The organism is Phenylobacterium sp. (assembly GCF_004299445.1).
In the GTDB taxonomy this organism is placed as follows: Bacteria; Pseudomonadota; Alphaproteobacteria; order Caulobacterales; family Caulobacteraceae; genus Phenylobacterium.
On record NZ_SCTC01000076.1, the window covers coordinates 1 to 23,661 of the forward strand.

Genomic DNA, 23,661 nt, shown 5'->3' on the forward strand with positions numbered 1-23,661 from the left:
GTCGGCATCGTCGGTCATAAGACATGTGTACCTTTTTTGTTCTCCAAGAGAAACACTGAGATGCGTCCCGCCAAGGTTGCGCCGGATGGGCGTCTTGTACCCCAGCCCATCACCCGCTCCGCCACCTCGCCGGCGTCACCCCGAACGCTCGCTTAAACGCCGCGATGAAGGCGCTCGCACTCTGATACCCCGCGTCCAGCGCGGCTTCGGTCACCGGCGCGCCATTGCTGAGACTCACCACCGCCTGCTGCATCCGCGCCCTCCCGCGCCAGGCTTCCAGCGACAGGGACGTCTGCGCCAGGAACAGGCGCTGGAGGGTGCGCAGGCTGGCGCCGGCGTCTTTCGCGAGGGCGGCCAGGGAGGCTTCGGCGCCGGGGTCGGACAGGATGCGGTCGGCGAAGGCGCGGGCGCGCGGGTCGGTGGGGAGCGGGAGCTGGAACGGCACGGTCTCGGCGTCGGCCAGGAGGTCGAGCAACAGGCCCTCGATGCGGGCGTGGCCCAGGTCGTCCACGTCCAGCATGCCCAGCTTCACGACGTGGAGGATCAACTCCTTGAGCAGCGGCGCCACCTCGATGGCCCGACAGGCGGTGAGGCGCGGGTCGTCGGTGGCGAGGTAGAGCGTGCGCATGGCCACCGTGCCGCGCATCTCGATCTCGTGCGCCACGCCGCCGGGGACCCAGATGGCGCGGGTGGGCGGGGCGAGCCAGGCGGCGTCTGGCGTCGCCACCCGCATCGTGCCCGTGGCGGCGTAGACCAGCTGGGCCCAGGGGTGGGTGTGGCGGCTGAGGCGCGCGCCGTCGCGGTAGGTCACGGCCAGGCCGCGGACCGGGTAGCCGTCGATGTCCCGGGAATTCTGGCGCGTCAGCGACATAATTCGTCAGACTAGCGCAAGCGCGCCGCCAGGCGAAGGGCCTAGGGTCTTTCGGAAAGGAAGCCGCCATGCCCGCCACACTTCGCCATTTCGCGATCAACGCCGACGACGTGCCCCGCGCCCGCGCGTTCTACGAACAGGTCTTCGGCTGGACATTCACGCCATGGGGGCCGCCCGGCTTCTACCAGGTGCGCGACGCCGGGAAAGGCTTCCGGGGCGCGCTGCAGGGCCGTCGCGAGGTCGCCGACCATCCGATGCCCGGCATGGAGATCACCTTCGGGGTCGACGACCTCAAGGCGACCGTCGCCGCCATCGAGGCGGCCGGCGGGACCATCCTGATGCCGCCGTTCCGCATCGAGGGCGTGGGCGAGCTGATCTTCTTCCGCGACACCGAAGGCAATGTCGCCGGGGCCATGCAGTATGAGGCGGTCCAATGGCCGGAATGAGCGTACTGAGCGATCCCGCCCTGCAGGCGCGCATCGATGCGCTGCAGGCCAACAGCGTGGCCCAGGAGGCCGAGACGAACCGCTACTTCGGCGAGCGGGCCAGGAAGGGCGACCTCGACTGGGACGCCCTGGACGACGCGGCCAACGCCTTCATGGCCGACAAGATGGTGGCGCTGGAGCCCGTCAAGGCCGAGTTCTGCGCCATGCTGTGCCGCGCGTTACGGGCGAAGCGGGTGGTGGAGATCGGCACGTCGTTCGGCGTCTCGACGCTCTATCTGGCCGACGCGGTCCGCGCGAATGGCGGCGGGACGGTGATCGCCACCGAATACGAGCCAGCCAAAGCCGCCCAGGCCCGGGCCAACTTCGCGGCGGCCAGGGTGTCGGACCTGATCGACCTGCGCGAGGGCGACCTGCGCGAGACGCTGAGGGTCATCGAGGGCCCGGTCGACTTCGTGCTGATGGACATCTGGACCGAGATGGCCCGGCCGGCGATGGAGCTGGTTCATCCTCACCTGCGGCCGGGCGCGATCGTGGTGGCCGACAACACGGGCGAGTTCTTCCGGCATTCGTACCGGCACTTCTTCGCGTTCGTGAACGACCCCGCGAACGGGCTCAAGACCATGACCCTGCCGTTCCAGGGTGGGTTGGAGCTCGTGGTGAAGGTCTAGGTCCCCTCGGTCGGGAGTGCTCTTCCTCAGAGAGAAGAAGGCTTCGATCTCATGGGCGGATTGGAGCCTGCCGGATCCGGTCACTCAAGGACGGCCCGAAGGGCCGCCGCGGGCCGGCCGGAGGCCGGTCCTTGACTGACCGGACCCGGCAGGCAGGCTCGGAGCCACGAGATGGACGCACAAGCGCCGCCACCGATCCCCTTGCGTCCGCCTGTGAATGCTTGGTGGGGATGGAGTGGCGGCCGTGCGCCGCTCCGACAAACCTGGCCACCCCCACAATTTGTCATCCCGGTTTCGTCGGCAGGCGAAGACCAGGATGACAGCTAAGTTTGAGGCGCCCGCCGGTAGTAGATGTCGAAGGGTTCGCGGTGGGTCTCCACGAAGCCGAACAGCGGGTAGAAGCGGTTGGCGGCGCTTTCCACGAGGACGCTCAGGCGCACCGCCGCCCGTGCGGCATCGACCTCGGCCAACACCCTCCGCATCACCTCTGCCCCCAGGCCTGCGCCCTGCCGCTCTGGCGCCAGGTAGAAGTGCTCGATCACCCAGGCGTCGCCGGCGTCGTAGACCGTGACGCAGCCGGCGAAGGCGCCGTCCACGTCGATCAGCCGCGTCTGGCCCGGCCGGAACTCGCGGGCGAACCGCGCGGCCGACCGCTCGGGGTCCAGCCGCCCGATCCGTTCGAGCTGGGGGTTCATGACCTGGAGCTTGAGCGCCGTCAGCCGCTCCAGGTCATCCGCCGTCGCCGGTCGGAATTCGATCAGCAGGTCGAGCCGCCGTCGACCACCAGGGTCTGGCCGGTGGTCCAGGCGCCGGCGCGCGAGGCCAGGTAGACGGCCGCGCCCGCCAGGTCGTCGGGCTCGCCCAGGCGGCGCAGCGGCGTGCCCGAGCTGGCGCGCTCTTCGCCCGCCGGCGTGTCCCAGAGCGCCTTTGCGAAATCGGTCTTCACCAGGCCCGGCGCCACGCAGTTCACGCGGATGTTGTGGGGGCCCAGCTCCTTGGCGAGATTGCGGGCCAACTGCATGTCGGCGGCCTTGGAGATGCAGTAGGCGCCGATCACTTCCGAGCCGCGCAGGCCGCCGATGGACGAGACGATGATGATGGAGCCGTCCTTGCGCTCCTTCATCTCTGGCACGACCATTTTGATCATCCAGTTGTTGGCGATGATGTTGTTGTCGAGGATCTTGCGGAACGCGTCGTCGCTGATGTCGAGCTGGCTGCCGTAGAACGGGTTGGAGGCGGCGTTGCAGACCAGGATGTCGATCTTGCCGAACGCCTTGCGGGTCTCGTCCATCAGCCGCTGAAGGTCTTCCTGCGACGAGATATTGGCCGGCACCGCGATGGCCTTGCCACCGCCCGCCGCGTTGATGCCCGCGGCGACCTCTTCGCAGGGGCCGGCCTTGCGCGAGCTGATCACCACATTGGCGCCCTGCTGGGCCATGCGCTCGGCGATGGCGCGACCGATGCCGCGCGACGAGCCGGTGATCACCGCCACTTTGCCGGTGAGGTCGAACAGCCCCAGCGCGCTGACTTTGGGGGCTTCCAGAACTTGGCTCATCGGGCGCTCCTTCCGGCCAGGACCTGGCCAAACGTTTGTTTGAGTTTGGGCCATTTGCGATGCGGCCTGCCCCCAGGTCAAGCCGCTGGCCCGCCAACGCGCGCCCCGCGTCACGCTTCAACCCAGACATAGACCCCGGCCCAAGATGCCGTATCTTCGAAAGCAGAGGCGGCCGCTCCAGAGCCGCCCACGAGTTCGGGGGAACGCGTCATGAAGTGGTTCAGCCGCCTGGCGACAATGGGCGTCGCCGTCGCCGCCGCAGCCTTCTCCGGCCAGGCGTTCGCGCAGCAGCAGATGGCCAGCCAGATGCCGCACGATGGCCAGGCGGTCTATCGGCAGTTCTGCGCCGCCTGCCACGACAACCCCGAGCAGACCCGTTCGCCGTCGAAGGCCAACCTGGAAGCCATGAGCTACCAGACGCTGGAGTTTGCGCTGACCCAGGGCAAGATGCAGGCGCAGGGCGCGAGCCTGACGCCCGAGACCCGCGGCCAGCTGATCAACTACCTGACCGGTAAGACGAAGAAGGCGGCGCCAACCTGGACCACGGCCATGGCCTGCACGGGCGGGCGGCTGGCGGTCGACACCAAGGCGGCCCCCACCATCGCCACCTTCGGCTTCGACGCCCGCAACACGCGCACCCTGAGCGCGAAGCAGACGGGCCTGACCCGGGCCCAGCTGAGCAAGCTGGACCTCGCCTGGGCGATCGGCTTCCCGGACGTGACGATGATGCGGGCTCAACCCGCGGTGATCGGAAAGAGCGTATTCCTGCCGGTCGCCGAGGCCGGCGCCCTCTACGCCTTCGACGTCAGCGACCCGGCCAGGCCCTGCGTCAAGTGGGTCTACAACACCCCGTCCGGCGCCCCGCTGCGCACCAGCCCGGCGTATGGCGTGATCGCGGATGGTCGGGCGGTGCTGGCCTTCTCGGGTCTGGATTCGACGGTCCACGTCGTCGACGTGAAGTCGGGCAAGCCGCTCTGGACCAAGAGCGTCGCGGTCTATTCCTACTCGATGACCACCGGCACGCCCCGCGTGCTGAAGGATCGAATCATCGTTCCGGTCAGCCAGTTCGAAATCACGGTCGGCGGCGACAACAAGGTGCAGTGCTGCACCAACCACGGCGTGGTCCTGTCGCTGGACCCGGCCACCGGCGCCCAGCAGTGGCGTTACGACACCATGCCCGACGCCACGCCCGTGAAGGCCGACCGCGGCGACGGCAAGCCGCTGCTGGGGCCGTCAGGCGCGCCGATCTGGAACTCGCCGGTCGTCGATGAGAAGCGCGGCCTGATCTACTTCGGCACCGGCGAGGCCAACTCTCCACCTGCCCACCACAACACCGACGCCCTGATCGCCATCCGGCTGAAGGACGGGACCGAGGCCTGGAGCATGCAGGCCACGGCCAACGACATCTTCACCATCGGCTGCGGCCCGAACCCGCGGCCCGACCGGCTGAACTGCGTGAAGGAGACGGTCTTCCGCGATGTGGACTTCGGCGCCTCTGTGGTGCTGGCCAAGTTGAAGAACGGCCGCGAACTGGTGCTGGCCGGACAGAAGTCGGGGACCCTCTGGGCCCTCGAGCCCGAGACCGGCAAGGTGGTCTGGCGGCGCGATATCGGTTCGGGCGGACCCATGGGCGGCATCCACTGGGGCATCGCGTTCGAGAATGACCTCGTCTACGCCGGCATCACCAACGTGGGCCGTCCGATCCCGGGCCAGGCCGACTTCGACCCGAAGCTGCAGATCGGCATGTACGCGGTCGACGCCAACACCGGCGACTTCAAGTGGCACTACACCGCGCGCCCCGACTGCGCCGGCGAACGGGGCAAGAAGGCGCCGCGCTGCGAGCGGGTCTACGGTTTCTCGGGCGCGCCGACGGTCATCGACGGGACCGTGATGCAGGGCAGCCTGGACGGGCGGCTGTTCGCGCTGGACGGCAAGACCGGAGAGCAGCTCTGGACCTACGACACGCTGCGGCCGTTCGAGACCTTGAACGGCGTGGCGGCCAAGGGCGGCGCGTTCGACGCGGTCTCGATCGTGGGCGTGAACGGGCTGCTCCTGGCGGGGTCTGGCTACGGCATGTTCGGCCAGGCCGAGGGCAACGTCCTTCTGGCGTTCCGGCCCAAGCCCTAACGGCCTGGAGGGGGCGCCTCGACAGCGGTCACCGTGTCGCAACGGCGCTCGAGTTGCGGTACGCACTTGCCGTTCACGCGCCGGACCAATAACTCCAGGGGAACGAACTCCGACCTTGAAGGCGCGACCTATGCTGAAGTGGATCTCCTACCTCGACGACGAAGACGGCGACGACGAGGACAAGGGCCGCCTGCCCGACATGCCCTTGAGCGCCGGGCCGGTACAGAACGCGCTGTTCAAGAGCCGCACGGTCCTGATCTTCGGCGAGATCGACATGCGGCTGGCCGAGCGCGTCACCGCCCAGATCACCGCCTTCGCCAGCGAGAGCGACAAGCCGATCCGCGTGATCATCAACTCGCCCGGCGGCCACGTCGAAAGCGGCGACACGATCCACGACATGATCCGCTTCTGCGGCGCGACGGTGAAGGTGATCGGCACCGGCTGGGTCGCCTCGGCCGGCGCGCACATCTTCCTGGGCGCGCAGAAGGAAAACCGGCTCTGCCTGCCGAACACCCGCTTCCTGCTGCACCAGCCCGCCGGCGGCGTGCGCGGCCAGGCCTCTGACATCCAGATCGAGGCCGAAGAGATCATCAAGATGCAGGACCGGGTGAACCGGATGATCGCGAAGGAAACCGGCCAGACCTTCGAGAAGGTCGTGAAGGACACCCAGCGGAACTTCTGGATGAGCGCCGAGGAAGCCGTGGCCTACGGACTGGTCTCGAAGATCATCACGGACGCGAGCGAGGTCTAGTTCCTCTCCTTCGGGGGAGGTGTCGCCGAAGGCGACGGGGGGCTTCGCCGGAGCTCCTCCTGAGGGGAGCAACTGCGTATGGCTGATCCCTGGTGGAAGGGTGCGATCCTCTACCACGTCTACGTCCGCAGCTTCTTCGACTCGGACGGTGACGGACATGGCGACCTGCCGGGCGTCATGGCCAAGCTGGACTACATCCAGAGCCTGGGCGTCGATGGCCTGTGGCTGTCGCCGATCCACCCATCGCCCAACCGCGACTGGGGTTACGACATCGCCGACTTCGAGGGCGTGCAGCACGACTACGGCACGCCCGAGGACTTCCAGGCCCTGCTGGACGAAGCCCACGCGCGCGGCCTGAAGGTCGTGCTGGACGAGGTGCTCAGCCACACCTCCGACGTCCATCCGTGGTTCGTGGAAAGCCTGACCGGCGGCCGGGACGGACCAAAGGCCGACTGGTATGTCTGGGCCGATCCCAAGCTGGACGGCACGGCGCCCAACAACTGGCTGAGCGTCTTCGGCGGCCCGGCCTGGGCCTACCAGCCGGCGCGACGGCAGCACTACCACCACAAGTTCCTGCGCCAGCAGCCCAAGCTGAACTGGCGCAGCCCCGGAGCCCGGGAGGCGGCCCTGTCGGTGCTGGACCACTGGCTGGAGAAGGGCGTCGACGGTTTCCGGCTGGACGTCGCCGGCACCTACCTGCACGACGCGGCGCTGACCCCGAACCCGCCGGTGCCGCTGGACCAGCGCCGTGGCCTGCATTGGAGCCACGCGGGCAATCTGCAGTTCCACCTCAACGACTCCAACCTGGAGGAGAACGTCGAGATGCTCGACCTCATCCGCCGGCGCGTGGACGCGTGGAGCGGCGTGAACCAGGGCGATCGCTTCGTGTTCGGCGAGTTTTCCGAAGAGGAGGCCCGCTGCGGCGCCTACTGCACGCCGACCGAGGGGCTGCACTCGGGCTACACGTTCGTGATGCTGCTCGCGCGCAAGCTGGATCCCAGCTTCGTCACCCAGCACTACGACACCTTGGCGACCTACCCGGGCCACTGGCCGACGGTCAGCTTCTCGAACCACGACGTGCCGCGCACGGTCAGCCGGTTCGGCGGCAAGGACGCCCCGCCAGAGTTGGCGCGGATGTTGTTCGCGCTTCTTGTGGCCCTGAAGGGCACCACCCTCATCTACCAGGGTGAAGAACTGGGCTTGCCGCAGGCGTCGCTCACCCGCGACCAGCTGCGCGACCCGGTGGGCGACCTCTATTGGCCCTATGACGGCGGCCGCGACGGGTGCCGCACGCCGATGCCCTGGACCACCGGCCCGAACATGGGATTCACCGACGGCGAGCCCTGGCTGCCCCTGGCCGTCGAGCATCGCGGGCTGTCGGTCGAGGAGCAGGCCGACGACCCGGACTCCATGCTGGCGTTCGCCCGCGAGATGATCGCCTTCCGCAAGGCCTCGCCGGCCATGACCGTGGGAGACATCGCGTTCGCCAGGGTAGACGCCCCCCTGGTGGCCTTTGTGCGCGAGTACGACGACGAAGCCGTGGTCTGCGTCTTCAACTTCAGCGACCAGCCCCAGGTGTTCGATCACCCGACCCTGTCGGTCGCCGATCTGCTGCCGCTCAGGTCGGGCGAGGCGGAGCTGCGCGGCGACTCTGTGGGCCTGTCGCCGTACGCCGCCTGCTTCCTCCGCCTGGCGCAGGACTGAACGGGCGACGTTGGCGCAACGGGCGTTTCGTGGCGAAATGCGCTAGTGAACCGCCGGATGAGTGACTGCAACCCAGGGCCTGTCCGGTTCAGATGGAATCATCTGGACCGGATGAACAGGCTCGATCGCTTTGATTTGGAGCGTGTTCTCGGGGCGAAACCGGCGTCCACTTTCGCGCAACACGCTCTAGGGGCCGGGCATGCCTGATGGCGAGCCCCGCAGCCGCGTGGAAGCCCGCTTCGGAACGGGCTTCCTGACCGACACCTGGTACGTGGCCGCCCTGTCGGCCGACCTGCGACCCGGCAAGCTGATCCACGTTCAGGTGATTGGCGAACCGTTGGTCCTGGGCCGTGCGCCCAGCGGCGCCCTCTTCGCCCTGCGCGACGTCTGCCCGCACCGCGCGGCGCCGCTGTCGGCCGGAAAGTTCCACCGCGACGCCTTCGGCGTCGAAAGCGTGGCCTGCCCCTACCACGGCTGGCGGTTCAAGGCCGACGGCGCCTGCACGGCGATCCCGTCCCTGACCGCGGACCAGGAGCTGGACGTGAGCCGCATCCGTGTGCGGCGGTATCCTGTCGAGGAGAGCCAGGGCCTAGTGTTCGTCTGGATGGCCGCCTCGCCGACGGGCCAGCCCGACCACCCGCCGCCGTATCTTCCCGGCGTGGTCGGCGGCGCGCCAAAGCTCGTCGACAGGATGGTGTTCGACGCCCACATCGACCAGGCGGTCGTGGGGCTGATGGACCCCGCCCATGGTCCCTATGTGCACCGGCAGTGGTGGTGGCGGACCGCCGGCAGCGAGCACGACAAGGAGAAGCGCTTCGCGCCTTCGGAGGCCGGCTTCACGATGGTGCGCCACGCACCCTCGAAGAACAGCCGCGCCTACGCGATCCTGGGCGGCAAGCCCGAAACCGAGATCACGTTCCGCCTCCCCGGCCTGCGTTGGGAGCATGTGTCGGTGGGCGCTCGCCAGGTGCTCTCGCTGACCTGCCTGACGCCCATCGACGAGGCGCGGACTCAGGTCACTCAGATCGCCTGGTCCGACCACCCGGCCTTCACGCTGCTGAAGCCGGTCATCGGAGCCATGGCGCGGACATTCCTGCGCCAGGACGCCGACATGGTGAAGCTGCAGAACGAAGGCCTGAAGCATAGCCCGACCCTTCTTTGGATCGACGACGCCGACCGACAGGCCAAATGGTACCAGGCGCTCAAGCGCGAATGGGTGCAAAGCCGGCGCGAGGGCCGGCCCTTTCACAACCCCGTTTCGGCCGAGACCCTGCGCTGGCGCAGCTAGGCTGCCGCGCGCCCCGCCGCCAGACCGATATCGTCCAGGTCGATCGCGGCCAGGCCTCTGCCCGGCGTCCAGTCGAAGCGGGCGCCCAGCGCCGAGAGGACCGTCGTCGCCGCCATCTTCTTGAGTTGGGCCTTGGCGATGGCGATCGCATGGACCTTCACGTGAAGCACGGTATCGAAGTCGGTCTCGGCCGAGCCGGTGGGGCGGCAGAGGCGGGCAACCACCTCGACCGTTTCGATCGGCGCCGCCTGCAGCACCTCCACAGCGACCCGCAGAACCGCCGAGCAGGCATTGTTCAGCTGTAGCTCGGCCCGCTCGGCGTCAGTGAGCGGCGTCCATGCGAAGCCGCCGGCGCTCGCTCGGCACGCCTCATCCGGCAGCGCATCGAGCTCGATGAGGTCGACCTGGGCCACCAGCCGGGCGCCCTCGCTGCGCAGGCTGCAGGCCTCGATGACGTCCTTGAGCGCTTTCGGCGCCCCGCTGACCTTGAGGACGCCCGCGATCGCGTCCGGGTTCAGAGCCCGCACCTCGCTGGCGAGCGCGAGCTTGCGGTTGTGGGCGTCGGCCTCGGCCTTGGCGCGGGCGTAGAGCTCGGCGTCCGCCTTCACCGCCTCGACCACCTTCTCCATCAGCTCGCGCCTCCGGTCGCGCTCGCGACCCAGCAGGTTGTCGGCGAGCGAGGGGCGATACGCCTGCAGTTTCCTGCGCGCGACGGACGATACGGCGTCGCGGGGGATGCTGGGGACCACCGGGCCCATCGCTTCGATCTCTGCCCAGTCGATGCGCGTGAAGGTGACTTGGTACGCTTCCGTCAGCCGTGCGGCGAGATCCTGCCAGGCCTCGGCGTCGGCCTTGTTTGCCCGGCGACGCTCGCCGTCCCGCTTTCGGCGCTCGCTCTCCCGAATGGAGCGGGCCGTCACCCGATCGACACGACTCATCGGCGGGATAATTTGGGCCGGGGACCGTGGGGACATGGGGGGCTCCCTTTGGTGCGCTCTTCCGTCGCTACTCAAAATGGGTAACTCGGCTTTCGTAACCGAAACCTTTACAATGGGAATTGCTTGAGAAATCCGTGGGAAATCCGGCAACTAAGCCGTGCGCTGCGGTTAAGCTTCACCCATGAAGATTACTTTCGTGCCCTTCTCGACGGCCTTCGCCAACTGTTGGGCATCCCAGTTCGTGAGCCGGACGCAGCCATGGCTCGCCACCTTGCCAACCAGTCGGGGCTCCGGCGCGCCATGGATGCCGTAGGTGTCCTTGGTCAGGTCGATCCAGACCGCGCCCACCGGATTGTTCGGGCCCGCCTGGATCGTCAGTTTGCCGGCCTTCTTGTTCCCGAAATTCAGGCGGCTGGGGTCGTAGGTGTAAGTGGGTGACGGCGCGACCGTGCGCACGGCCCACTCGCCTTCCGGCGTCGGCAGGTCGTCGGATCCCACCGTGGCCGGATACGCCGCCTGCAGCTTGCCCGCCGCGTCGTAGGCGCGAACCTGCTTGCGGGCCTTGTCGACCTCGATCCTGGCGACCTTGGCCGGCAACTCGGACCGGGAGGGCGCCGCCACCACGATCTTCGTTCCGGCCGCCGAGAAATCGGCGCCCGGGTTCAGCGCCTGCAGCAGGGGCGCGTCCATGTGGAAGCGTTCGGCCAGGGCTTCCAGCGGGCCCGTGAAGCGCACGCCGTCAAGCCTGGCCAACTCGGCGTAATCCTTGGGGATCACGGGCGTGAAGGGTCCGGCGACGTCCTGTGCGGAGATCACGTAGTCGGTCAGCACCGGACCGGCGTCCGCGGTCAGCTTCGCCCAGACCTCCGCATCCAGCAGACCGTCCTCGGGAAGGCCGTTCGCGCGTTCGTAGGCTGCGATGGCGTTCTTCACATTCTCCCCGTCCTGGCCGTCGATGACGCCGGGTGAGACGTGAGCGCGGTCCAGCAGAACCTGGGCGCGCAGCATAATGTCCCGCTGTGCCGCAGGGGACGCCGGGGCCTCAGCCCACACAGCCCCGTTGACGGCCTGGGCGAGCGGAGAGGTCGAGGGCTGAAGGGGGAGGACGGGCGCCGCGACCTGGACCGACGGGGCGACCGCGGGCGCCTCGGCGGTCTCGCGCGGGCGTATGTCGCAGGCCGCCAGCGGTAGGATTGAAGCGCCGAAAAGCAGCGCGCGGGCGAACTTCATGCTGGACCTCTGCGTTTGGCCGCGGTTGCTGGCGGCGATGTGGATGAAGCTCCGAGACATCATCCGGTTCCTGTGGGCGACCGCCGCGGCGGTCGTGCTGCTCCTGATCCTGTTCCTTCGGGTGACGGGCTGCGCGCCGCTGTCCCCGGAAGGGCGCAAGCCCGTGGGCTCGGCAGAGGCGCCGGCGGGAGGCCCCGCGATGCCGGTCAGCACCCAGTGCCGAGCCGCCGGGTGGACGACGGCGGCCGAAGGCAATGCGGCGTCCGTCCGCAGTCTTGCGTGGGCGCCGTTCGGACGACAGGAGGCCGGTTGGGAGGTCTATGTCACACTGATCCAAAGCGAGATCGGGACCGACTGCCCGCCCAACTCCGAAGGCTTCGCCCGCGCCCTGGCCGACTGGCAGCGGCAGAACAATCAATCGCCGGACGGCGTGATGTCCGAAGCCGTCTTCGTGGCCATGAAGGGGACCGTGCAGACTCGCCGCGACTTCGTGCGTTTCACGTCCACAGGCCTATGCCCGGAAACGCCCGACCTGATCAGTGCGGCGCGGATCGAGGAGGGCTATGGCGGCAAGCAGGTGTGGATGCGCCCGCGCGCGCTGGCCGCCTATCGCCAGATGGTCGCAGCCGCCCGCGCCGAAGTCCCGGAGATCGCGGCGGACCCGCGGAACCTGACCATCTTCTCCGGCTATCGCAGCCCGTCGGCCGACGCAGCGCGCTGTCAGGCCGAAGGCAACTGCGACGGCATCGTCCGCGCGCGCTGCTCGGCGCACCGGACCGGGCTGGCGGCCGACCTGTATGTGGGCCAGGCGCCGGGGTTCGGTCCCGACTCCAGCGCCGACGCCAACCGCCTCTACATGACCGGCACGCCCACCTACCGCTGGCTGGTCAAGAATGCGCGGCGCTTCGGGTTCGTGAACTACCCGTTCGAGCCCTGGCACTGGGAATGGACCGGAGAGAGCCCATAGACGTCACGGGCGTACCGGTTCTACGTTTCCGGCCATGCCCACAGCGACCCTGAACGGCGTCTCCATCGCCTACGACGACATCGCCCCGCCCGGTCCCGCCGAGCGGACGATCCTGCTGCTCCACGGCTTCGCGTCGAACCGCAAGGAGGGCTGGCAGCGCACCGGATGGTACCAGGCCCTGGGCCGCCGGGGATTCCGGGTGATCGCGATGGATCAGCGTGGGCATGGCGAGAGCCTCCGCAGCCACGATCCGGCGGACTATGGCCGCGCCCACCTGGCCGCCGACGCCCTTGCGTTGCTGGACCACCTGGGCGTCAAGCAGCCCGAGGTGTTCGGCTACTCGATGGGGACGCGGACGGCCATGCAAATTGCGATCGACGCGCCACATCGCGTCAACAACCTCATCCTGGGCGGTGTGGGCGGCAAGCTGTTCGATCCGCCGCGCGCGACCGAGAACAGCGAGACGATCGTGACCGCGATGACGGCCGAGGATCCGGCCAGCATCAAGACCGAGTTCCTGCGCAGCTTTCGCCAGTTCGCGGACGAGCAGGGCGAGGACCGTCAGGCGCTTGCGGCCTTCTCGCAGGCCTTCAGCACGCCGCTGGACCGCGACGCCCTGGGCCGGCTGGACATGCCGGTCTTGGTGGTGGCGGGCGCCGGCGACGATCTGGCAGGCGATCCCGCCGAGCTCGCCCGGCTGTTTCCCTATGGCAAGGGCAAGGTCCTCGGGGGGTGCGACCACTTCTCGGCCATCCCGCACGGCGCGCTCAAGGCCGCCGTCCTCGACTTCCTGGACGGCGTGCCCGACGAGGACGACTTCCCGCCGTTCGAATAGTCAGAGCGTGCTGGGCGAAAGCGAACCCCGGCTTCGTCCCGAGAACACATTCTAAATCAAAGACATCGAGCCTGTTCAGCCGGTTCAGATGAGTCCATCTGAACCGGACAGGCTCTAGCGACGCGCCATGCTGTAGTCGCCGCCCCTGGCCAGCGCCGCCTTGTAGGCCGGCCGCGCCTGGAAGCGATCGACCCAGGCCTTCATGTTGGGATAGCGGTCGAGCCGGCCGAAGGCGCCGGCGACCTCGCCCACGAAGCTCATCTGGACGTCGGCGCCCGTGAGTTCGCCCAGCAGCCAGTCCCTTCCGGCCAGCGAGTCTTCGAGATAGCCAAGGTGGTTGCTCATCTCGCTCTCGATCCGCGGATGCAGCGGCGCGCCCGCCTCGCCCAGCCGGCTCACGTACATGTTGAGCATCAGCGGCAGCATCGCCGAGCCCTCGCCGTAGTGGAGCCACTGGTTGTAGACCTCGTAGGCGTCGCTGCCCGGCGGCGGTGAAAGCTTCCCGCCGCCATGACGGCGGACGAGATAGTCCACGATGGCGCCGGACTCGATGATGGTCCGCCCCTCCTCGGTCACCACTGGCGACTTCCCAAGGGGATGCACGGCCTTCAGTTCCGGCGGCGCAAGCCGCGTGGTGGCGTCGCGCTGGTAGATCTTCAGCTCGTACGGCGCGCCAAGTTCCTCCAGCAGCCAGAGGATGCGTTGCGAACGACTGTCGTTGAGGTGATGGACCACCAGCATGAGAGCGCCTCCTGTTTCTTTGTGGGATACAGCAAACCGGCCTCACCTGACGCAACGCAATCCTGCCAAAAGGTCCGCATGAGCCTGATCCTGCCCAACCTCCCGGACCTGCTGGACCTCGCCGCCGCCGAGGCCGCGTCGCTGACCACCTCGATCGCCAACGCCGTGGGGGGCCGGGTGCGCTCGGACGGACGGCTGGACCGTGTCGCGCTGGACGCCGAGCAACACGCCGCCCATGGCCTGGCCTGGACCGCCGCCTATGCCGAGACCCTGCGCCAAACGGCGGCCTGGGCCCGGGCGCTGGACGAAGAAGGGCGTCTGACCGAGGCCGAGGCGCTGCCCGCGCAGCTGCTGGCGCACGAGTACCTGAGCCAGATGGTCGGCGGCCTGCCGATGAACCAGGGTGAATTTTTCCGCCCCGCCGACGTTTTCGCACCCGCCGAACGCCTGACCCACGTGCTGGGCCGGCTGCGGCCCGGGGCCTCGCAGGCGGCCAAGCACCGAATCGTAGAGCTGCTGGAGCAGGCCCGCAGCCGCCCGTCGCTGGAGGCCAGCGGGCTTGACGAGACGCTGGAGGCGATCCGCGACCAGTTCCACGCCTTCACCGAGGAGAAGATCGTCCCGCACGCCCACGGATGGCATCTGCGCGACGAGTTGATCCCACTGTCCCTCCTGGAGGAACTGGGCGACCTGGGCGTCTTCGGCCTGACCGCGCCGGAGGCCTGGGGCGGCTCGGGCCTGGGCAAAGTGGCGATGTGCGTCGTGTCCGAGGCGCTGTCCCGCGGCTGGATCGGGACCGGTTCCCTGGGCACCCGCTCGGAGATCGCCGGCGAACTCATCCTGGCCCACGGCACCCCCGCCCAGAAGGAGCGCTTCCTGCCGGGGATCACCTCGGGCCGCACGATCCCGACGGCTGTGTTCACCGAGCCCGAGGCCGGCTCCGACCTGGGTTCCCTGCGCACCCGCGCCGTCCGCGAGGGGGACGTCTGGAAGATCTACGGCGCCAAGACCTGGATCACGCATGCGGCCCGCGCCGACCTGATGACCCTGCTGGTCCGCACCAATCCCGATGTCAGAGATCATCGCGGCCTGTCGATGTTCCTCGCCGAGAAGCCGCGGGGCGTGGACGGCCACCCCTTCCCGGCGGCGGGCATGAGCGGCGGCGAGATCGGGGTGATCGGCTATCGCGGCATGAAGGAGTACGAGATCGCCTTCGACGGCTTCTCGGTGCCGCACGCCAACCTGTTGGGCGGCCAGGAAGGCCAGGGCTTCGTCCAGCTGATGGCCACCTTCGAGAGCGCCCGCATTCAGACCGCCGCCCGCGCCATCGGCGTGGCGCAGAGCGCGCTGGACCTGGCTCTCGACTACGCCCTGCAGCGTCGCCAGTTCGGCGAGACGATCGCCAGGTTTCCCCGGGTGGCCAACAAGCTGGCGATGATGGCGGCCGAACTGGCCGGCGCGCGGCGCCTCGCCTGGTTCGCGGCGCGGGCCAAGGACGAGGGTCGCCGCTGCGACCTGGAAGCCGGAATGGCCAAGCTGACCGCCGCTCGCATCGCCTGGGCCGCCGCCGACAACGCCGTGCAGATCCACGGCGGGACAGGATTTGCGATGGAGCAGCCCGTCAGCCGCGTGCTGGCGGACGCCCGCATCCTCAACATCTTCGAGGGGGCCGGCGAGATCCAGGCGCAGGTGATCGCACGCCGACTGCTTGAGGGCGCGAACTAGCGCTCAACTCCGCGGCGCGAAGCCTTCGGCGATCAGTCCGATCTGGCGGTCCATGACGGCGATCATCGCCTTGGCGTCGGCGCCGTTGGTGATGACCAGGCGGTAGGTCCAGGCATAGGCGCTCATCAGCAGATCGACGACCTCCTGCAGCTCGATATCCTGGCGGACGTCGCCGGCGGCCTGCCCCTTGCTCAAGGTGTCCAGGATTACGTCCTTCAGCCGCGTATTGCGGCCATAGGGGCGGGCGCCCTCGGTCAGCGTCCAGTCGTAGGCTGCGGCGATGTGCGACATGAACAGCCGCACGTGAGCCGCCTCGAACTCGAAGTGGATGGCGAACATCGTCCGCAGGCGATCGGCCGTGGATCCGCGCAGATGCGGCATAACCCGGTCGATTTCGGCGTAGAGCGGATCCAGTCGGGCGGCCATCACCTCGGAGAGGATGTCGCCCTTCGAGGCGAAGGTCGTGAAGACGCTGCCCACGGACACCTCGGCCCGCCGCGCGATCTCGCGAACCGTGGTGCCCTGGTATCCATGGGTGTCGAATAGCTCCCGAGCGGCCTCGAGCACGCGCTGGCGGGTCGCTTCCTTTTGCGACTGCCGCGGCGAACTGGGGCCCTTGGGAAGCGATCCAACGCCGGCGATCATGGGACCGGCGTCAGCCGCGGCGCGCGCCGGCCAGCAGGATCCGGATCTGATCGCGGGCGCGGGTCTGCAGGGCGTCCAGGCTCCAGCCTTCGAAGATCGCCTGCGGGAAGTTCGACAGGTAGGTGTCGAACAGCATCTGGGCGCGCAGTTTCACTTCCGCTTCCTGCGACAGCTCGCCGCGCTCGATAGCGGCGGTCAGCATCTCGGTGAACACGTCCTGGAAGGCCAGCGACGACGACAGGCCGCGCAGGCTTGGGCCGCCATCCTTGTCCCACGACACCGAGAAGGCGGCGCGGGCCAGTTGCAGGCGCGACTTGTAGAAGGTGTAGCCGGCCATGAACACCTTGAGGACGCCGTCCTCGATGTTGCGACCGCGCGCGGCCGCGTCGCGCATGGCGCCCAGCAGGGCCTCCATGTCGTCGGTCATGATCTCGCGGAAGAGGTCGGACTTGTCCGTGAAGTTGGCGAAGACGGCCCCCGTCGACATGCCCGCAGCGGCGGCGATGTCGCGGATGGTCGCGCCCTCGTATCCCTGCTCGCTGAAGAGGCGGCGGGCGGCGGCCAGAACCTTCAGGCGGGTCTGTTGCTTGGCGAGGGCGCGGCGGGTGGGGGCGCGCGCCGGGGTGTCGGCGGCGACCTGGATCGGGGAGATGTGCTTCATTCTTCTCAATTTTCGCCGACCCGGGGGCGTCGGCCGTCTGACTTGGGGGGAGGATCAAGCCGGATCCCTCCAGCCTGAACATGTTCATCTAACGTGGTACGCGAACTAACTTACCGACTTTCAGTTCACCGTCCGCGAGCGGGCCCAAGGCGCGCGCGAAGACGGCGAAAGGCGTTATTGCATAAGGGGTCTGGCGTCACGCCGAATCTCTGCGCCGGCGCCGGACCCGTGATCGATGAACATGCTCACACATGCTCAAGTCAAGTTTAAAATAAACACAGCCTTTCGTGGTGGCATAGCCCCTGCGGGAGGCATAAAGTTGGCGAATGGACCTCTTCGACTATCTCATCACCGCGGCGCTGGTCGCAGTCGCCCTCGTGCTGGCGGTGGGCATCTACTCGTTGTTCCGGGGCGGCGACTTCGGCCGGTCCTGGTCGAACAAGCTGATGCGGCTTCGCGTCGTCACCCAGGCGGTCGCGGTCGCGGTGCTTATGGCCGCCGTCTGGTGGCGCAGCCAGACCTGACGCAGCGACGAATGGTCACGCTCAATCGCATCTACACGCGCACCGGCGACGCCGGCACGACGCGTCTCGCCACCGGCCAGTCGGTCAGCAAGACCGACCTGCGGGTCGAGGCCTATGGCTGCGTCGACGAGACGAACGCCTGCATCGGCCTCGCGCGGGTCCACCTGACCCATGATCCCGAGTTGGACGCCATGCTGGGGCGCATCCAAAACGAACTGTTCGACCTGGGCGCCGACTTGGCGATGCCGGCCAAGGCGGACGAGGAGCCCGGCTCGAAGCTGCGCATCCTGGACAGCCAGGTGGCGCGGCTGGAGGCCGAGATCGACAGCCTCAACGACCGCCTGCCCGGCCTGAAGTCGTTCATTCTGCCGGGCGGAACACCGGCGGCCGCGGCCCTGCACCTGGCCCGCACGGTCAGCCGTCGCGCCGAGCGCGAGGCGGTGCGGCTGACGGAAACCGGCGAGCCGGTGAGCGGCCCGGCGATGCGCTACCTAAACCGCCTCTCCGACCACCTCTTCGTCGCCGCCCGCTGGGCCAACGACGCCGGCAAGGCCGAGGTGTTCTGGGAAAGCGGGGCGACGCGCTGACTTTCCCCCCCTGATGGGGAGGGAATCTACTCGGCCTTCGGCGCAGCCTTGGGCGCCGCCTCGGGCCGCCCGATCGCCTTCTTGGCCTCGGCAAGGGCCTTCTCGTCGGTGATGACCCGGCCTGTGATGTCCGAAACCAGGATCGGCGTCGCGCACACGCGTTCGCCGCCATCCCACCATTTGTGGGCCTTTTCGCAGTTCTTCTGCGGGATGATCCAGCCGACCTGCCAGACGCCCACGCCGACGACGGCGACGGCGAAGATCGCGATGAAGATCAGCTTCAAGCGCTCGATATTGGGGTTCATGCGAGCCTTTTACGTAACGGGAGCTGTCGTTGGCTAGGGGTGTGCACTGCGGCATTTCTAGGCGGCGCGCGCTTGCAATGCGCGTTGGAAAGGGTAATGCCGTCCCGCATTCTTTCCGCAGCAATTTGAGGCGCTAGCTACCCATGAAGGTGTTGGTCCCGGTCAAGCGGGTGATCGACTACAACGTCAAGGCCCGCGTTAAGGCCGATCAGACGGGTGTCGACCTCGCAAACGTCAAGATGTCGATGAACCCCTTCTGCGAGATCGCGGTCGAGGAAGCGGTGCGTCTGAAGGAAAAGGGCGCCGCGACCGAGATCGTCGCCGTGAGCGTCGGCCCGCAGCAGGCGCAAGAGACCCTGCGCACGGCTCTGGCCATGGGCGCCGACCGCGCCATCCTCGTCCAGACCGACCAGGACCTCGAGCCGCTGGCCGTAGCCAAGGTGCTCAAGGCGATCATCGCCGAGGAGAACCCCGAGCTGGTGATGATGGGCAAGCAGGCCATCGACGGCGACAACAACGCCGTCGGCCAGATGCTGTCGGCGCTGCTGGACTGGCCGCAGGCGACCTTCGCCTCGGCGATCACCGTCGGCGGCGGCAAGGCCACCGTGACCCGTGAAGTCGACGGCGGCCTGCAGACCATCGACGTGAGCCTGCCGGCGGTGGTCACCGCCGATCTGCGCCTCAACGAGCCGCGCTACGCCTCGCTGCCCAACATCATGAAGGCCAAGAAAAAGCCGCTGGACGTGAAGGAGCTGGGCTCGCTCGGCGTCGACACCGCGCCGCGCCTCAAGGTCGTGAAGGTTTCCGAGCCGCCGAAGCGTACGGCCGGCATCAAGGTGGAAACCGCCGCCGACCTGGTTTCGAACCTCAAGACTGCGGGGGTCCTCTAAAATGGCCGTTCTCGTCATCGCGGATCACGACAACGCGACCCTCAAGGACAACACGCACAAGGTGGTGACCGCCGCCCAGGCGATCGGTGGCGACATCGACATCCTGGTGGCCGGGACCAACACCGCCGCGATCGCAGCCGAAGCGGCCAAGATCACGGGCGTGCGCAAGGTGCTGACGGCGGAAAGCGCCGAACTGGGCCAGGGCCTCGCCGAGGCCGTGGCCGACCTGATCGTGGGTCTGGCCGGCGGCTACGACGCCATCCTCACCCCGGCGACCTCGCAGGGTAAGAACTTCAGCCCCCGCGTCGCGGCGAAGCTGGACGTGGCGCAAATCTCGGATGTGTCCGAGGTCGTCAGCGCCGACACCTTCACCCACCCGATTTACGCCGGCAACGCGATGGAGACCGTCCAGTCGTCCGACGCGAAGAAGGTGCTGACGGTGCGCCCGACGTCGTTCAAGGCGGCCGCTGAAGGCGGTTCGGCCGCGATCGAGTCCGTGGCGGCCCCGGGCGCCCCGGCCAAGACCAAGTTCGTCGATCAGAAGCTGGTCAAGTCGGCTCGTCCCGACCTGGGCGCCGCCAAGATCGTGGTCTCGGGCGGTCGCGCCATGGGCTCGGCCGAGGAGTTCCAGAAGGTGATCGAGCCGCTCGCCGACAAGCTGGGCGCCGCCGTGGGCGCCTCGCGCGCCGCCGTCGACGCCGGCTACGCGCCGAACGACTATCAGGTCGGCCAGACCGGCAAGGTGGTGGCTCCGGAGCTCTACATCGCCATCGGCATCTCGGGCGCGATCCAGCACCTGGCCGGCATGAAGGACTCCAAGGTCATCGTCGCGATCAACAAGGACGGCGACGCGCCGATCTTCCAGGTCGCCGACTACGGCCTCGTGGCGGACTACAAGGGCGCCGTGCCCGAGCTGATGAGCGAGCTCGCCAAGATCGGCAAGTAGCCGACAGCTGCAACGAAACGATCGAGGGGGCGGGCCGCGAGGCCCGCCCCTTTTCGTTTGAACCGCAGAGAACGCGGAGACGCGTGGAGCGATCAATGTCGCCACGACCTCTCTGCGTGTCTCTGCGATCTCTGCGGTTGAATCAAAGGACGCGCAGCGTGTCTGCGGCGGTGGGCGCGCCGGGGGCCATCGGCAGCAGGATCTGCTGGGCGCAGGCCGTGGCGATCCGCTGGCCGTCCGGACGCCGGAAGTCGGCCTCCACCGCGATCAGCCGAGACGAGGCGTCGACGACGCGGCCCTCTATGTGTAGCGGGTGACCCCTCGCCACCTTCAGAAACTGAACCTGGAGGTTGATCGTCCGGTATCGGGCCTCGTTCGGGATCACCGTCATGGCGGCGAACGCCAGGACCTGGTCGGCCAGGGCCGCGATGTAGCCGCCGAACACCGAACCGTCGGCCAGCTTCAGGTCCTCCTGGTCGGGCGACCATGTCTTGCGCACCCAGCCCGGCCCCCAATCGTCCAGCACGCCCAGCCCCAGCCTCGCCACCACGGCAGGCGGCGCAAAGCCCGGCTGCTTGATCTCGTCCAGTCGATCGGTCGCCCAGGTCACTCGCGCATCTCCTCTTGGGATTGGGAGCCGCAGAATCCGAGCTAAGCTCAGGTTTTGCCTACTCGCTTTCCCGAAAGGCCTCGCCAGCATGCCGAAAGCCCAGCGCCGTCAGCCGCGTCAGGCCCGCGCGCTCGCCACCCGCGCGGCGATCTTCGAGGCGACGGCTCGGATTCTGGAGGACGAGGGCGAGGCCGGGTTCAACACCAACCGCGTCGCCGAACGCGCGGGGGTCAGCATCGGCACGCTTTACCAGTACTTCGGCTCCAAGCAGGCGATCCTGGCGGCCATGGCGCGCGACGACAACGCCAGGCGCCGCGAAGTTCTGGCGGCGCAGATCGCCGAAGGGCGCGAGGACCCGGTGCGCCTGGCGATCCGCGGCCAGATCCACGCCATGGCTGGCCGCCCCGCGACGCGACGGGCGGCGCTGAACGCGATCATGGCCGAGGAGGGTGTTCACGGAATCGCCCGTGAGGGCCGCGCCGCCAGTCGCCTGCTGCCCCGGCTGGACGCGTTCGACGCCTTCGTCCTGGACCGGGCCGTCAACGGCGTGATCCGCGCCGCCGTGCTTGAGGGATCACCGGTGCTCAACGATCCGCGCCTGGAGGACGCCCTCGTCCGGCTGATCGAGGCCCATCAGGCGTCCGCCAAAAAGGAGGCGGCTCCTTTACAGGAGCCGCCCCAGTCGCGGAATGACGGTCCTCGCGGAACCGCCGCCTGACCGCCCTGCACGGACGATCAGGGGTTCTGAGCCGCCAGCACCGGTTCCTTGGCGACGGTCACTGTGATGTCGGCGCCCAACAGCGTGTTCGGCGGGGCCGACACCTTCAGGCGCTTCAGGGCGGCCACAGCCTTCTGGTCGGTCTCGAGCGAGCCGCTCGACTTCACGATGCGCAGGCCCGAGAGCCGACCGTCCGAGTTCACTTGGGCCTTCACGTCCAGGCCCGGACCGACATCGACGCCGGCCTGAGCCACCTGCTTCGCGGCCGCAGCCCCGGCTCGGTCGAGGTAGTTGCGGACCTCGCGCGGCGCCGCATGCGCCGTCGCGCCGAACGCAAGGAGGGCTGCCGCGGACAGCAGCAGAACACGAGCTTTCATGGATATAATCCTTTGAAACCAAACACTTTCAGCAGCGCCGCTTCATCGGATATGGGAACGATGAGCCCATCTCGCGAACGATAGATTTTGCAAGTGGTTGTTACGTTCGCTAACAACCTGACCATGGCCCGCCTGCCGCCCTTCTTCGCGCTCCGCGCCCTCGAGGCGGCGGCGCGGCACCGCAGCTACAGCCGCGCGGCCCAGGAACTCGCGGTCACTCACGGCGCGGTGAGCCAGCAGATCCGCAGGCTGGAAGCCGAACTGGGCGCCCGCCTGTTCGAGCGCCGGGGCAACGGCATGATCCCCACGCCCGACGCCCAGAAGCTGGCCGCCGAGGTGGCCCGTGGCATCGGGGTGCTGTCGAACGCGGTCGACGACTTCCATGCCGCCGCGTTCCGCGCGCCCCTGGTGATCAGCCTGGAGAGCCAGTTCGCCAATCGCTGGCTGCCCCCGCGCCTGCAGCGCATGCTGGCGCATCCGGCGGGCGCCAACCTGGAGATACGCGTCGAGGAACGTCGCGCCGATTTCGTCACCGACGGCGTCGATATGGCCGTGCGCTACGGCGCCGGCGGCTGGCCCGACGTGGAATGCGTCCATCTCGTTTCGGAGAGCCTGATCCCGGTCTGCAGCCCCGAGTTCCTGGCCCGCCACCAGCTGAAGACGCCGCAGGACCTGCTGAATGTCCCCTTGCTGCACCACGGGCACCGGCCCTGGAGCCTGTGGTTCAACACGTTCGGCCTCGAGGCTCCACGCCAGCAAGGCATGCTGTTCGAGGACAGCGCCATGCTGCTGGAGGCCGCGGCCCAGGGCATCGGCGCCGCACTGGCGCGCAGCGGGCTGATCGAGCAGGATCTCAGGACTGGCCGGCTGGTGCGGCCGTTCGCAGCGGGCGTGGCCTCGGAACTGGGCTTCTGGGTGGTTTGGCGCGCCGACAGCCGCAAGGTGCGCCGGATCGAGGCCTTACGGGATTGGCTGATGGCCGAGGCAGCCACCGCAGGACGAACCGAATCGGCCTGACCTTTTGCGTTGCAGCAAAGCCTCTTGCCGCAATGCGCCATAGACATGTTAGAAAGCTGCCACACGTTTGAGCGGCGAGCGCTCCTAGGCATTGGGATTTGGCCTGAATGGTTGACATCAAGTCGGTCGGCGTCATCGGCGCGGGACAGATGGGGTCGGGTATCGCGCATGTCGTCGCCCTGGGCGGTTACGACGTCCTGCTGCATGACGTGAGCGCCGAGCGGATCGACCAGGGCATCGCCCAGATCGAGAAGAACATGGCGCGGCAGGTCTCGCGGGGCCTGATCGAGCATACGGCCATGGAAGGCGCGATGGCCCGCATCAAGGCCGCGCCCGAGCTGCAGACCATCGGCGGCGTCGACCTCGCGATCGAGGCGGCCACCGAGAACGAAGACACCAAGAAGACCATCTTCAAGGCGCTGCAGCCGCACCTGAAGGCCACGACGCTGCTGGCGTCGAACACGTCTTCGATCTCGATCACCCGCCTGGCCTCGGCCACCGACCGGCCCGACAAGTTCATCGGCCTGCATTTCAT

Annotated in this window: 27 protein-coding genes; 16 read left to right on the plus strand and 11 right to left on the minus strand. The window is 68.2% G+C overall.

Annotated elements, in window-relative coordinates; all coding sequences use genetic code 11:
• Positions 1-109: 109 nt before the first annotated feature.
• Entirely contained in the window at positions 110-871 is a 762-nt protein-coding gene (locus EPN98_RS20835; protein WP_293364857.1) for a helix-turn-helix transcriptional regulator, read from the minus strand.
• 68 nt (positions 872-939) lie between these two features.
• On the opposite strand from EPN98_RS20835, the gene EPN98_RS20840 reads away from it, so the two are divergent.
• Together EPN98_RS20840 and EPN98_RS20845 are read left to right on the plus strand one after the other, a co-directional pair.
• On the plus strand, positions 940-1,317 hold the full coding sequence (locus EPN98_RS20840) for a VOC family protein (protein ID WP_293364858.1): 378 nt from the start codon (positions 940-942) through the stop codon (positions 1,315-1,317).
• Positions 1,314-1,985: a class I SAM-dependent methyltransferase gene (locus EPN98_RS20845; protein ID WP_293364859.1), complete on the plus strand. Its 672-nt coding sequence runs from the start codon at positions 1,314-1,316 to the stop codon at positions 1,983-1,985. Before EPN98_RS20840 ends, EPN98_RS20845 begins: the two co-directional genes overlap by 4 nt.
• A 323-nt stretch (positions 1,986-2,308) precedes the next feature.
• On the opposite strand, the gene EPN98_RS20850 is transcribed toward EPN98_RS20845, so the two are convergent.
• Together EPN98_RS20850 and EPN98_RS20855 are read right to left on the minus strand one after the other, a co-directional pair.
• Positions 2,309-2,680: a GNAT family N-acetyltransferase gene (locus EPN98_RS20850; protein ID WP_293364860.1), complete on the minus strand. Its 372-nt coding sequence runs from the start codon at positions 2,678-2,680 to the stop codon at positions 2,309-2,311.
• Positions 2,681-2,742: 62 nt separating this feature from the next.
• A complete protein-coding gene (locus EPN98_RS20855; RefSeq protein ID WP_293364883.1) occupies positions 2,743-3,504 on the minus strand; it encodes an SDR family oxidoreductase in 762 nt (253 codons plus the stop codon).
• Positions 3,505-3,750: 246 nt separating this feature from the next.
• Between EPN98_RS20855 and EPN98_RS20860 the strand changes: the two genes are divergently transcribed.
• From EPN98_RS20860 to EPN98_RS20875, 4 genes are all read left to right on the plus strand, one after another.
• Positions 3,751-5,667: a PQQ-binding-like beta-propeller repeat protein gene (locus EPN98_RS20860; RefSeq protein ID WP_293364861.1), complete on the plus strand. Its 1,917-nt coding sequence runs from the start codon at positions 3,751-3,753 to the stop codon at positions 5,665-5,667.
• 130 nt (positions 5,668-5,797) lie between these two features.
• Positions 5,798-6,418 (plus strand): ATP-dependent Clp protease proteolytic subunit, encoded by a 621-nt coding sequence (locus EPN98_RS20865; protein ID WP_293364862.1) that lies wholly within the window; start codon positions 5,798-5,800, stop codon positions 6,416-6,418.
• A 78-nt stretch (positions 6,419-6,496) separates the two neighbouring features.
• On the plus strand, positions 6,497-8,122 hold the full coding sequence (locus tag EPN98_RS20870) for an alpha-glucosidase family protein (protein WP_293364863.1): 1,626 nt from the start codon (positions 6,497-6,499) through the stop codon (positions 8,120-8,122).
• A gap of 199 nt (positions 8,123-8,321) precedes the next feature.
• On the plus strand, positions 8,322-9,410 hold the full coding sequence (locus EPN98_RS20875) for an aromatic ring-hydroxylating dioxygenase subunit alpha (RefSeq protein ID WP_293364864.1): 1,089 nt from the start codon (positions 8,322-8,324) through the stop codon (positions 9,408-9,410).
• On the opposite strand, the gene EPN98_RS20880 is transcribed toward EPN98_RS20875, so the two are convergent.
• Both EPN98_RS20880 and EPN98_RS20885 read right to left on the minus strand, forming a co-directional pair.
• Positions 9,407-10,348: a hypothetical protein gene (locus tag EPN98_RS20880; RefSeq protein ID WP_293364865.1), complete on the minus strand. Its 942-nt coding sequence runs from the start codon at positions 10,346-10,348 to the stop codon at positions 9,407-9,409. The two genes, EPN98_RS20875 and EPN98_RS20880, sit on opposite strands and share 4 nt — an antisense overlap.
• Positions 10,349-10,516: 168 nt before the next feature.
• On the minus strand, positions 10,517-11,578 hold the full coding sequence (locus EPN98_RS20885) for a L,D-transpeptidase (protein WP_293364866.1): 1,062 nt from the start codon (positions 11,576-11,578) through the stop codon (positions 10,517-10,519).
• On the opposite strand from EPN98_RS20885, the gene EPN98_RS20890 reads away from it, so the two are divergent.
• Both EPN98_RS20890 and EPN98_RS20895 read left to right on the plus strand, forming a co-directional pair.
• Positions 11,577-12,545 carry a D-alanyl-D-alanine carboxypeptidase family protein gene (locus tag EPN98_RS20890; RefSeq protein WP_293364867.1) on the plus strand — a complete coding sequence of 323 codons (969 nt, stop codon included), beginning with the start codon at positions 11,577-11,579 and terminating at the stop codon, positions 12,543-12,545. The two genes, EPN98_RS20885 and EPN98_RS20890, sit on opposite strands and share 2 nt — an antisense overlap.
• Before the next feature lie 34 nt (positions 12,546-12,579).
• Positions 12,580-13,380: an alpha/beta hydrolase gene (locus EPN98_RS20895; protein WP_293364868.1), complete on the plus strand. Its 801-nt coding sequence runs from the start codon at positions 12,580-12,582 to the stop codon at positions 13,378-13,380.
• 114 nt (positions 13,381-13,494) lie between these two features.
• On the opposite strand, the gene EPN98_RS20900 is transcribed toward EPN98_RS20895, so the two are convergent.
• On the minus strand, positions 13,495-14,121 hold the full coding sequence (locus EPN98_RS20900) for a glutathione S-transferase (RefSeq protein ID WP_293364869.1): 627 nt from the start codon (positions 14,119-14,121) through the stop codon (positions 13,495-13,497).
• 78 nt (positions 14,122-14,199) lie between these two features.
• Between EPN98_RS20900 and EPN98_RS20905 the strand changes: the two genes are divergently transcribed.
• Positions 14,200-15,846 carry an acyl-CoA dehydrogenase family protein gene (locus EPN98_RS20905; RefSeq protein ID WP_293364870.1) on the plus strand — a complete coding sequence of 549 codons (1,647 nt, stop codon included), beginning with the start codon at positions 14,200-14,202 and terminating at the stop codon, positions 15,844-15,846.
• A gap of 3 nt (positions 15,847-15,849) precedes the next feature.
• Here the strand turns inward: EPN98_RS20905 and EPN98_RS20910 are convergent, their stop codons facing one another.
• Positions 15,850-16,491 (minus strand): TetR/AcrR family transcriptional regulator, encoded by a 642-nt coding sequence (locus EPN98_RS20910; protein WP_293364871.1) that lies wholly within the window; start codon positions 16,489-16,491, stop codon positions 15,850-15,852.
• A gap of 10 nt (positions 16,492-16,501) precedes the next feature.
• Positions 16,502-17,152, minus strand: a complete 651-nt coding sequence (locus EPN98_RS20915) for a TetR/AcrR family transcriptional regulator (protein WP_293364872.1) — start codon at positions 17,150-17,152, stop codon at positions 16,502-16,504.
• 326 nt (positions 17,153-17,478) lie between these two features.
• Here EPN98_RS20915 and EPN98_RS20920 point away from each other — a divergent pair, with 326 nt between their 5' ends.
• Together EPN98_RS20920 and EPN98_RS20925 are read left to right on the plus strand one after the other, a co-directional pair.
• On the plus strand, positions 17,479-17,676 hold the full coding sequence (locus EPN98_RS20920) for a twin transmembrane helix small protein (RefSeq protein ID WP_293364873.1): 198 nt from the start codon (positions 17,479-17,481) through the stop codon (positions 17,674-17,676).
• Positions 17,677-17,687: 11 nt separating this feature from the next.
• Complete coding sequence (locus EPN98_RS20925) at positions 17,688-18,263, plus strand: cob(I)yrinic acid a,c-diamide adenosyltransferase (protein WP_293364874.1); 576 nt, start codon at positions 17,688-17,690, stop codon at positions 18,261-18,263.
• Between the two features lie 26 nt (positions 18,264-18,289).
• Here EPN98_RS20925 and EPN98_RS20930 read toward each other — a convergent pair whose 3' ends face one another.
• Positions 18,290-18,568 (minus strand): hypothetical protein, encoded by a 279-nt coding sequence (locus tag EPN98_RS20930; RefSeq protein ID WP_293364875.1) that lies wholly within the window; start codon positions 18,566-18,568, stop codon positions 18,290-18,292.
• A 143-nt stretch (positions 18,569-18,711) separates the two neighbouring features.
• Here EPN98_RS20930 and EPN98_RS20935 point away from each other — a divergent pair, with 143 nt between their 5' ends.
• Together EPN98_RS20935 and EPN98_RS20940 are read left to right on the plus strand one after the other, a co-directional pair.
• A complete protein-coding gene (locus EPN98_RS20935) occupies positions 18,712-19,458 on the plus strand; it encodes an electron transfer flavoprotein subunit beta/FixA family protein (protein ID WP_293364876.1) in 747 nt (248 codons plus the stop codon).
• A 1-nt stretch (position 19,459) separates the two neighbouring features.
• Positions 19,460-20,404 (plus strand): electron transfer flavoprotein subunit alpha/FixB family protein, encoded by a 945-nt coding sequence (locus tag EPN98_RS20940; RefSeq protein ID WP_293364877.1) that lies wholly within the window; start codon positions 19,460-19,462, stop codon positions 20,402-20,404.
• A gap of 142 nt (positions 20,405-20,546) precedes the next feature.
• Here the strand turns inward: EPN98_RS20940 and EPN98_RS20945 are convergent, their stop codons facing one another.
• Positions 20,547-21,014 carry a PaaI family thioesterase gene (locus tag EPN98_RS20945; protein WP_293364878.1) on the minus strand — a complete coding sequence of 156 codons (468 nt, stop codon included), beginning with the start codon at positions 21,012-21,014 and terminating at the stop codon, positions 20,547-20,549.
• A gap of 88 nt (positions 21,015-21,102) precedes the next feature.
• On the opposite strand from EPN98_RS20945, the gene EPN98_RS20950 reads away from it, so the two are divergent.
• The gene (locus tag EPN98_RS20950; RefSeq protein ID WP_293364879.1) at positions 21,103-21,732 is read left to right on the plus strand and encodes a TetR/AcrR family transcriptional regulator; all 630 of its coding nucleotides are present in this window, start codon (positions 21,103-21,105) and stop codon (positions 21,730-21,732) included.
• Between the two features lie 17 nt (positions 21,733-21,749).
• Here the strand turns inward: EPN98_RS20950 and EPN98_RS20955 are convergent, their stop codons facing one another.
• Positions 21,750-22,109, minus strand: a complete 360-nt coding sequence (locus EPN98_RS20955) for an energy transducer TonB (RefSeq protein ID WP_293364880.1) — start codon at positions 22,107-22,109, stop codon at positions 21,750-21,752.
• A 93-nt stretch (positions 22,110-22,202) separates the two neighbouring features.
• On the opposite strand from EPN98_RS20955, the gene gcvA reads away from it, so the two are divergent.
• Together gcvA and EPN98_RS20965 are read left to right on the plus strand one after the other, a co-directional pair.
• Positions 22,203-23,126: a transcriptional regulator GcvA gene (gene gcvA / locus EPN98_RS20960; RefSeq protein ID WP_293364881.1), complete on the plus strand. Its 924-nt coding sequence runs from the start codon at positions 22,203-22,205 to the stop codon at positions 23,124-23,126.
• 107 nt (positions 23,127-23,233) lie between these two features.
• Positions 23,234-23,661: 3-hydroxyacyl-CoA dehydrogenase NAD-binding domain-containing protein (locus tag EPN98_RS20965; RefSeq protein WP_293364882.1), on the plus strand; the 428-nt coding region annotated here is incomplete at its 3' end.

Excerpts from the sequence above, each read along its gene's own strand:
- EPN98_RS20835 (WP_293364857.1), bottom strand. The coding sequence starts at position 871 with ATGTCGCTGACGCGCCAGAATTCCCGGGACATCGACGGCTACCCGGTC.
- EPN98_RS20840 (WP_293364858.1), top strand. The coding sequence starts at position 940 with ATGCCCGCCACACTTCGCCATTTCGCGATCAACGCCGACGACGTGCCC.
- EPN98_RS20845 (WP_293364859.1), top strand. The coding sequence starts at position 1,314 with ATGAGCGTACTGAGCGATCCCGCCCTGCAGGCGCGCATCGATGCGCTG.
- EPN98_RS20850 (WP_293364860.1), bottom strand. The coding sequence starts at position 2,680 with ATGAACCCCCAGCTCGAACGGATCGGGCGGCTGGACCCCGAGCGGTCG.
- EPN98_RS20860 (WP_293364861.1), top strand. The coding sequence starts at position 3,751 with ATGAAGTGGTTCAGCCGCCTGGCGACAATGGGCGTCGCCGTCGCCGCC.
- EPN98_RS20865 (WP_293364862.1), top strand. The coding sequence starts at position 5,798 with ATGCTGAAGTGGATCTCCTACCTCGACGACGAAGACGGCGACGACGAG.
- EPN98_RS20870 (WP_293364863.1), top strand. The coding sequence starts at position 6,497 with ATGGCTGATCCCTGGTGGAAGGGTGCGATCCTCTACCACGTCTACGTC.
- EPN98_RS20875 (WP_293364864.1), top strand. The coding sequence starts at position 8,322 with ATGCCTGATGGCGAGCCCCGCAGCCGCGTGGAAGCCCGCTTCGGAACG.
- EPN98_RS20880 (WP_293364865.1), bottom strand. The coding sequence starts at position 10,348 with ATGAGTCGTGTCGATCGGGTGACGGCCCGCTCCATTCGGGAGAGCGAG.
- EPN98_RS20890 (WP_293364867.1), top strand. The coding sequence starts at position 11,577 with ATGCTGGACCTCTGCGTTTGGCCGCGGTTGCTGGCGGCGATGTGGATG.
- EPN98_RS20885 (WP_293364866.1), bottom strand. The coding sequence starts at position 11,578 with ATGAAGTTCGCCCGCGCGCTGCTTTTCGGCGCTTCAATCCTACCGCTG.
- EPN98_RS20895 (WP_293364868.1), top strand. The coding sequence starts at position 12,580 with ATGCCCACAGCGACCCTGAACGGCGTCTCCATCGCCTACGACGACATC.
- EPN98_RS20900 (WP_293364869.1), bottom strand. The coding sequence starts at position 14,121 with ATGCTGGTGGTCCATCACCTCAACGACAGTCGTTCGCAACGCATCCTC.
- EPN98_RS20905 (WP_293364870.1), top strand. The coding sequence starts at position 14,200 with ATGAGCCTGATCCTGCCCAACCTCCCGGACCTGCTGGACCTCGCCGCC.
- EPN98_RS20910 (WP_293364871.1), bottom strand. The coding sequence starts at position 16,491 with ATGATCGCCGGCGTTGGATCGCTTCCCAAGGGCCCCAGTTCGCCGCGG.
- EPN98_RS20915 (WP_293364872.1), bottom strand. The coding sequence starts at position 17,152 with ATGAAGCACATCTCCCCGATCCAGGTCGCCGCCGACACCCCGGCGCGC.
- EPN98_RS20920 (WP_293364873.1), top strand. The coding sequence starts at position 17,479 with ATGGACCTCTTCGACTATCTCATCACCGCGGCGCTGGTCGCAGTCGCC.
- EPN98_RS20925 (WP_293364874.1), top strand. The coding sequence starts at position 17,688 with ATGGTCACGCTCAATCGCATCTACACGCGCACCGGCGACGCCGGCACG.
- EPN98_RS20930 (WP_293364875.1), bottom strand. The coding sequence starts at position 18,568 with ATGAACCCCAATATCGAGCGCTTGAAGCTGATCTTCATCGCGATCTTC.
- EPN98_RS20935 (WP_293364876.1), top strand. The coding sequence starts at position 18,712 with ATGAAGGTGTTGGTCCCGGTCAAGCGGGTGATCGACTACAACGTCAAG.
- EPN98_RS20940 (WP_293364877.1), top strand. The coding sequence starts at position 19,460 with ATGGCCGTTCTCGTCATCGCGGATCACGACAACGCGACCCTCAAGGAC.
- EPN98_RS20950 (WP_293364879.1), top strand. The coding sequence starts at position 21,103 with ATGCCGAAAGCCCAGCGCCGTCAGCCGCGTCAGGCCCGCGCGCTCGCC.
- EPN98_RS20955 (WP_293364880.1), bottom strand. The coding sequence starts at position 22,109 with ATGAAAGCTCGTGTTCTGCTGCTGTCCGCGGCAGCCCTCCTTGCGTTC.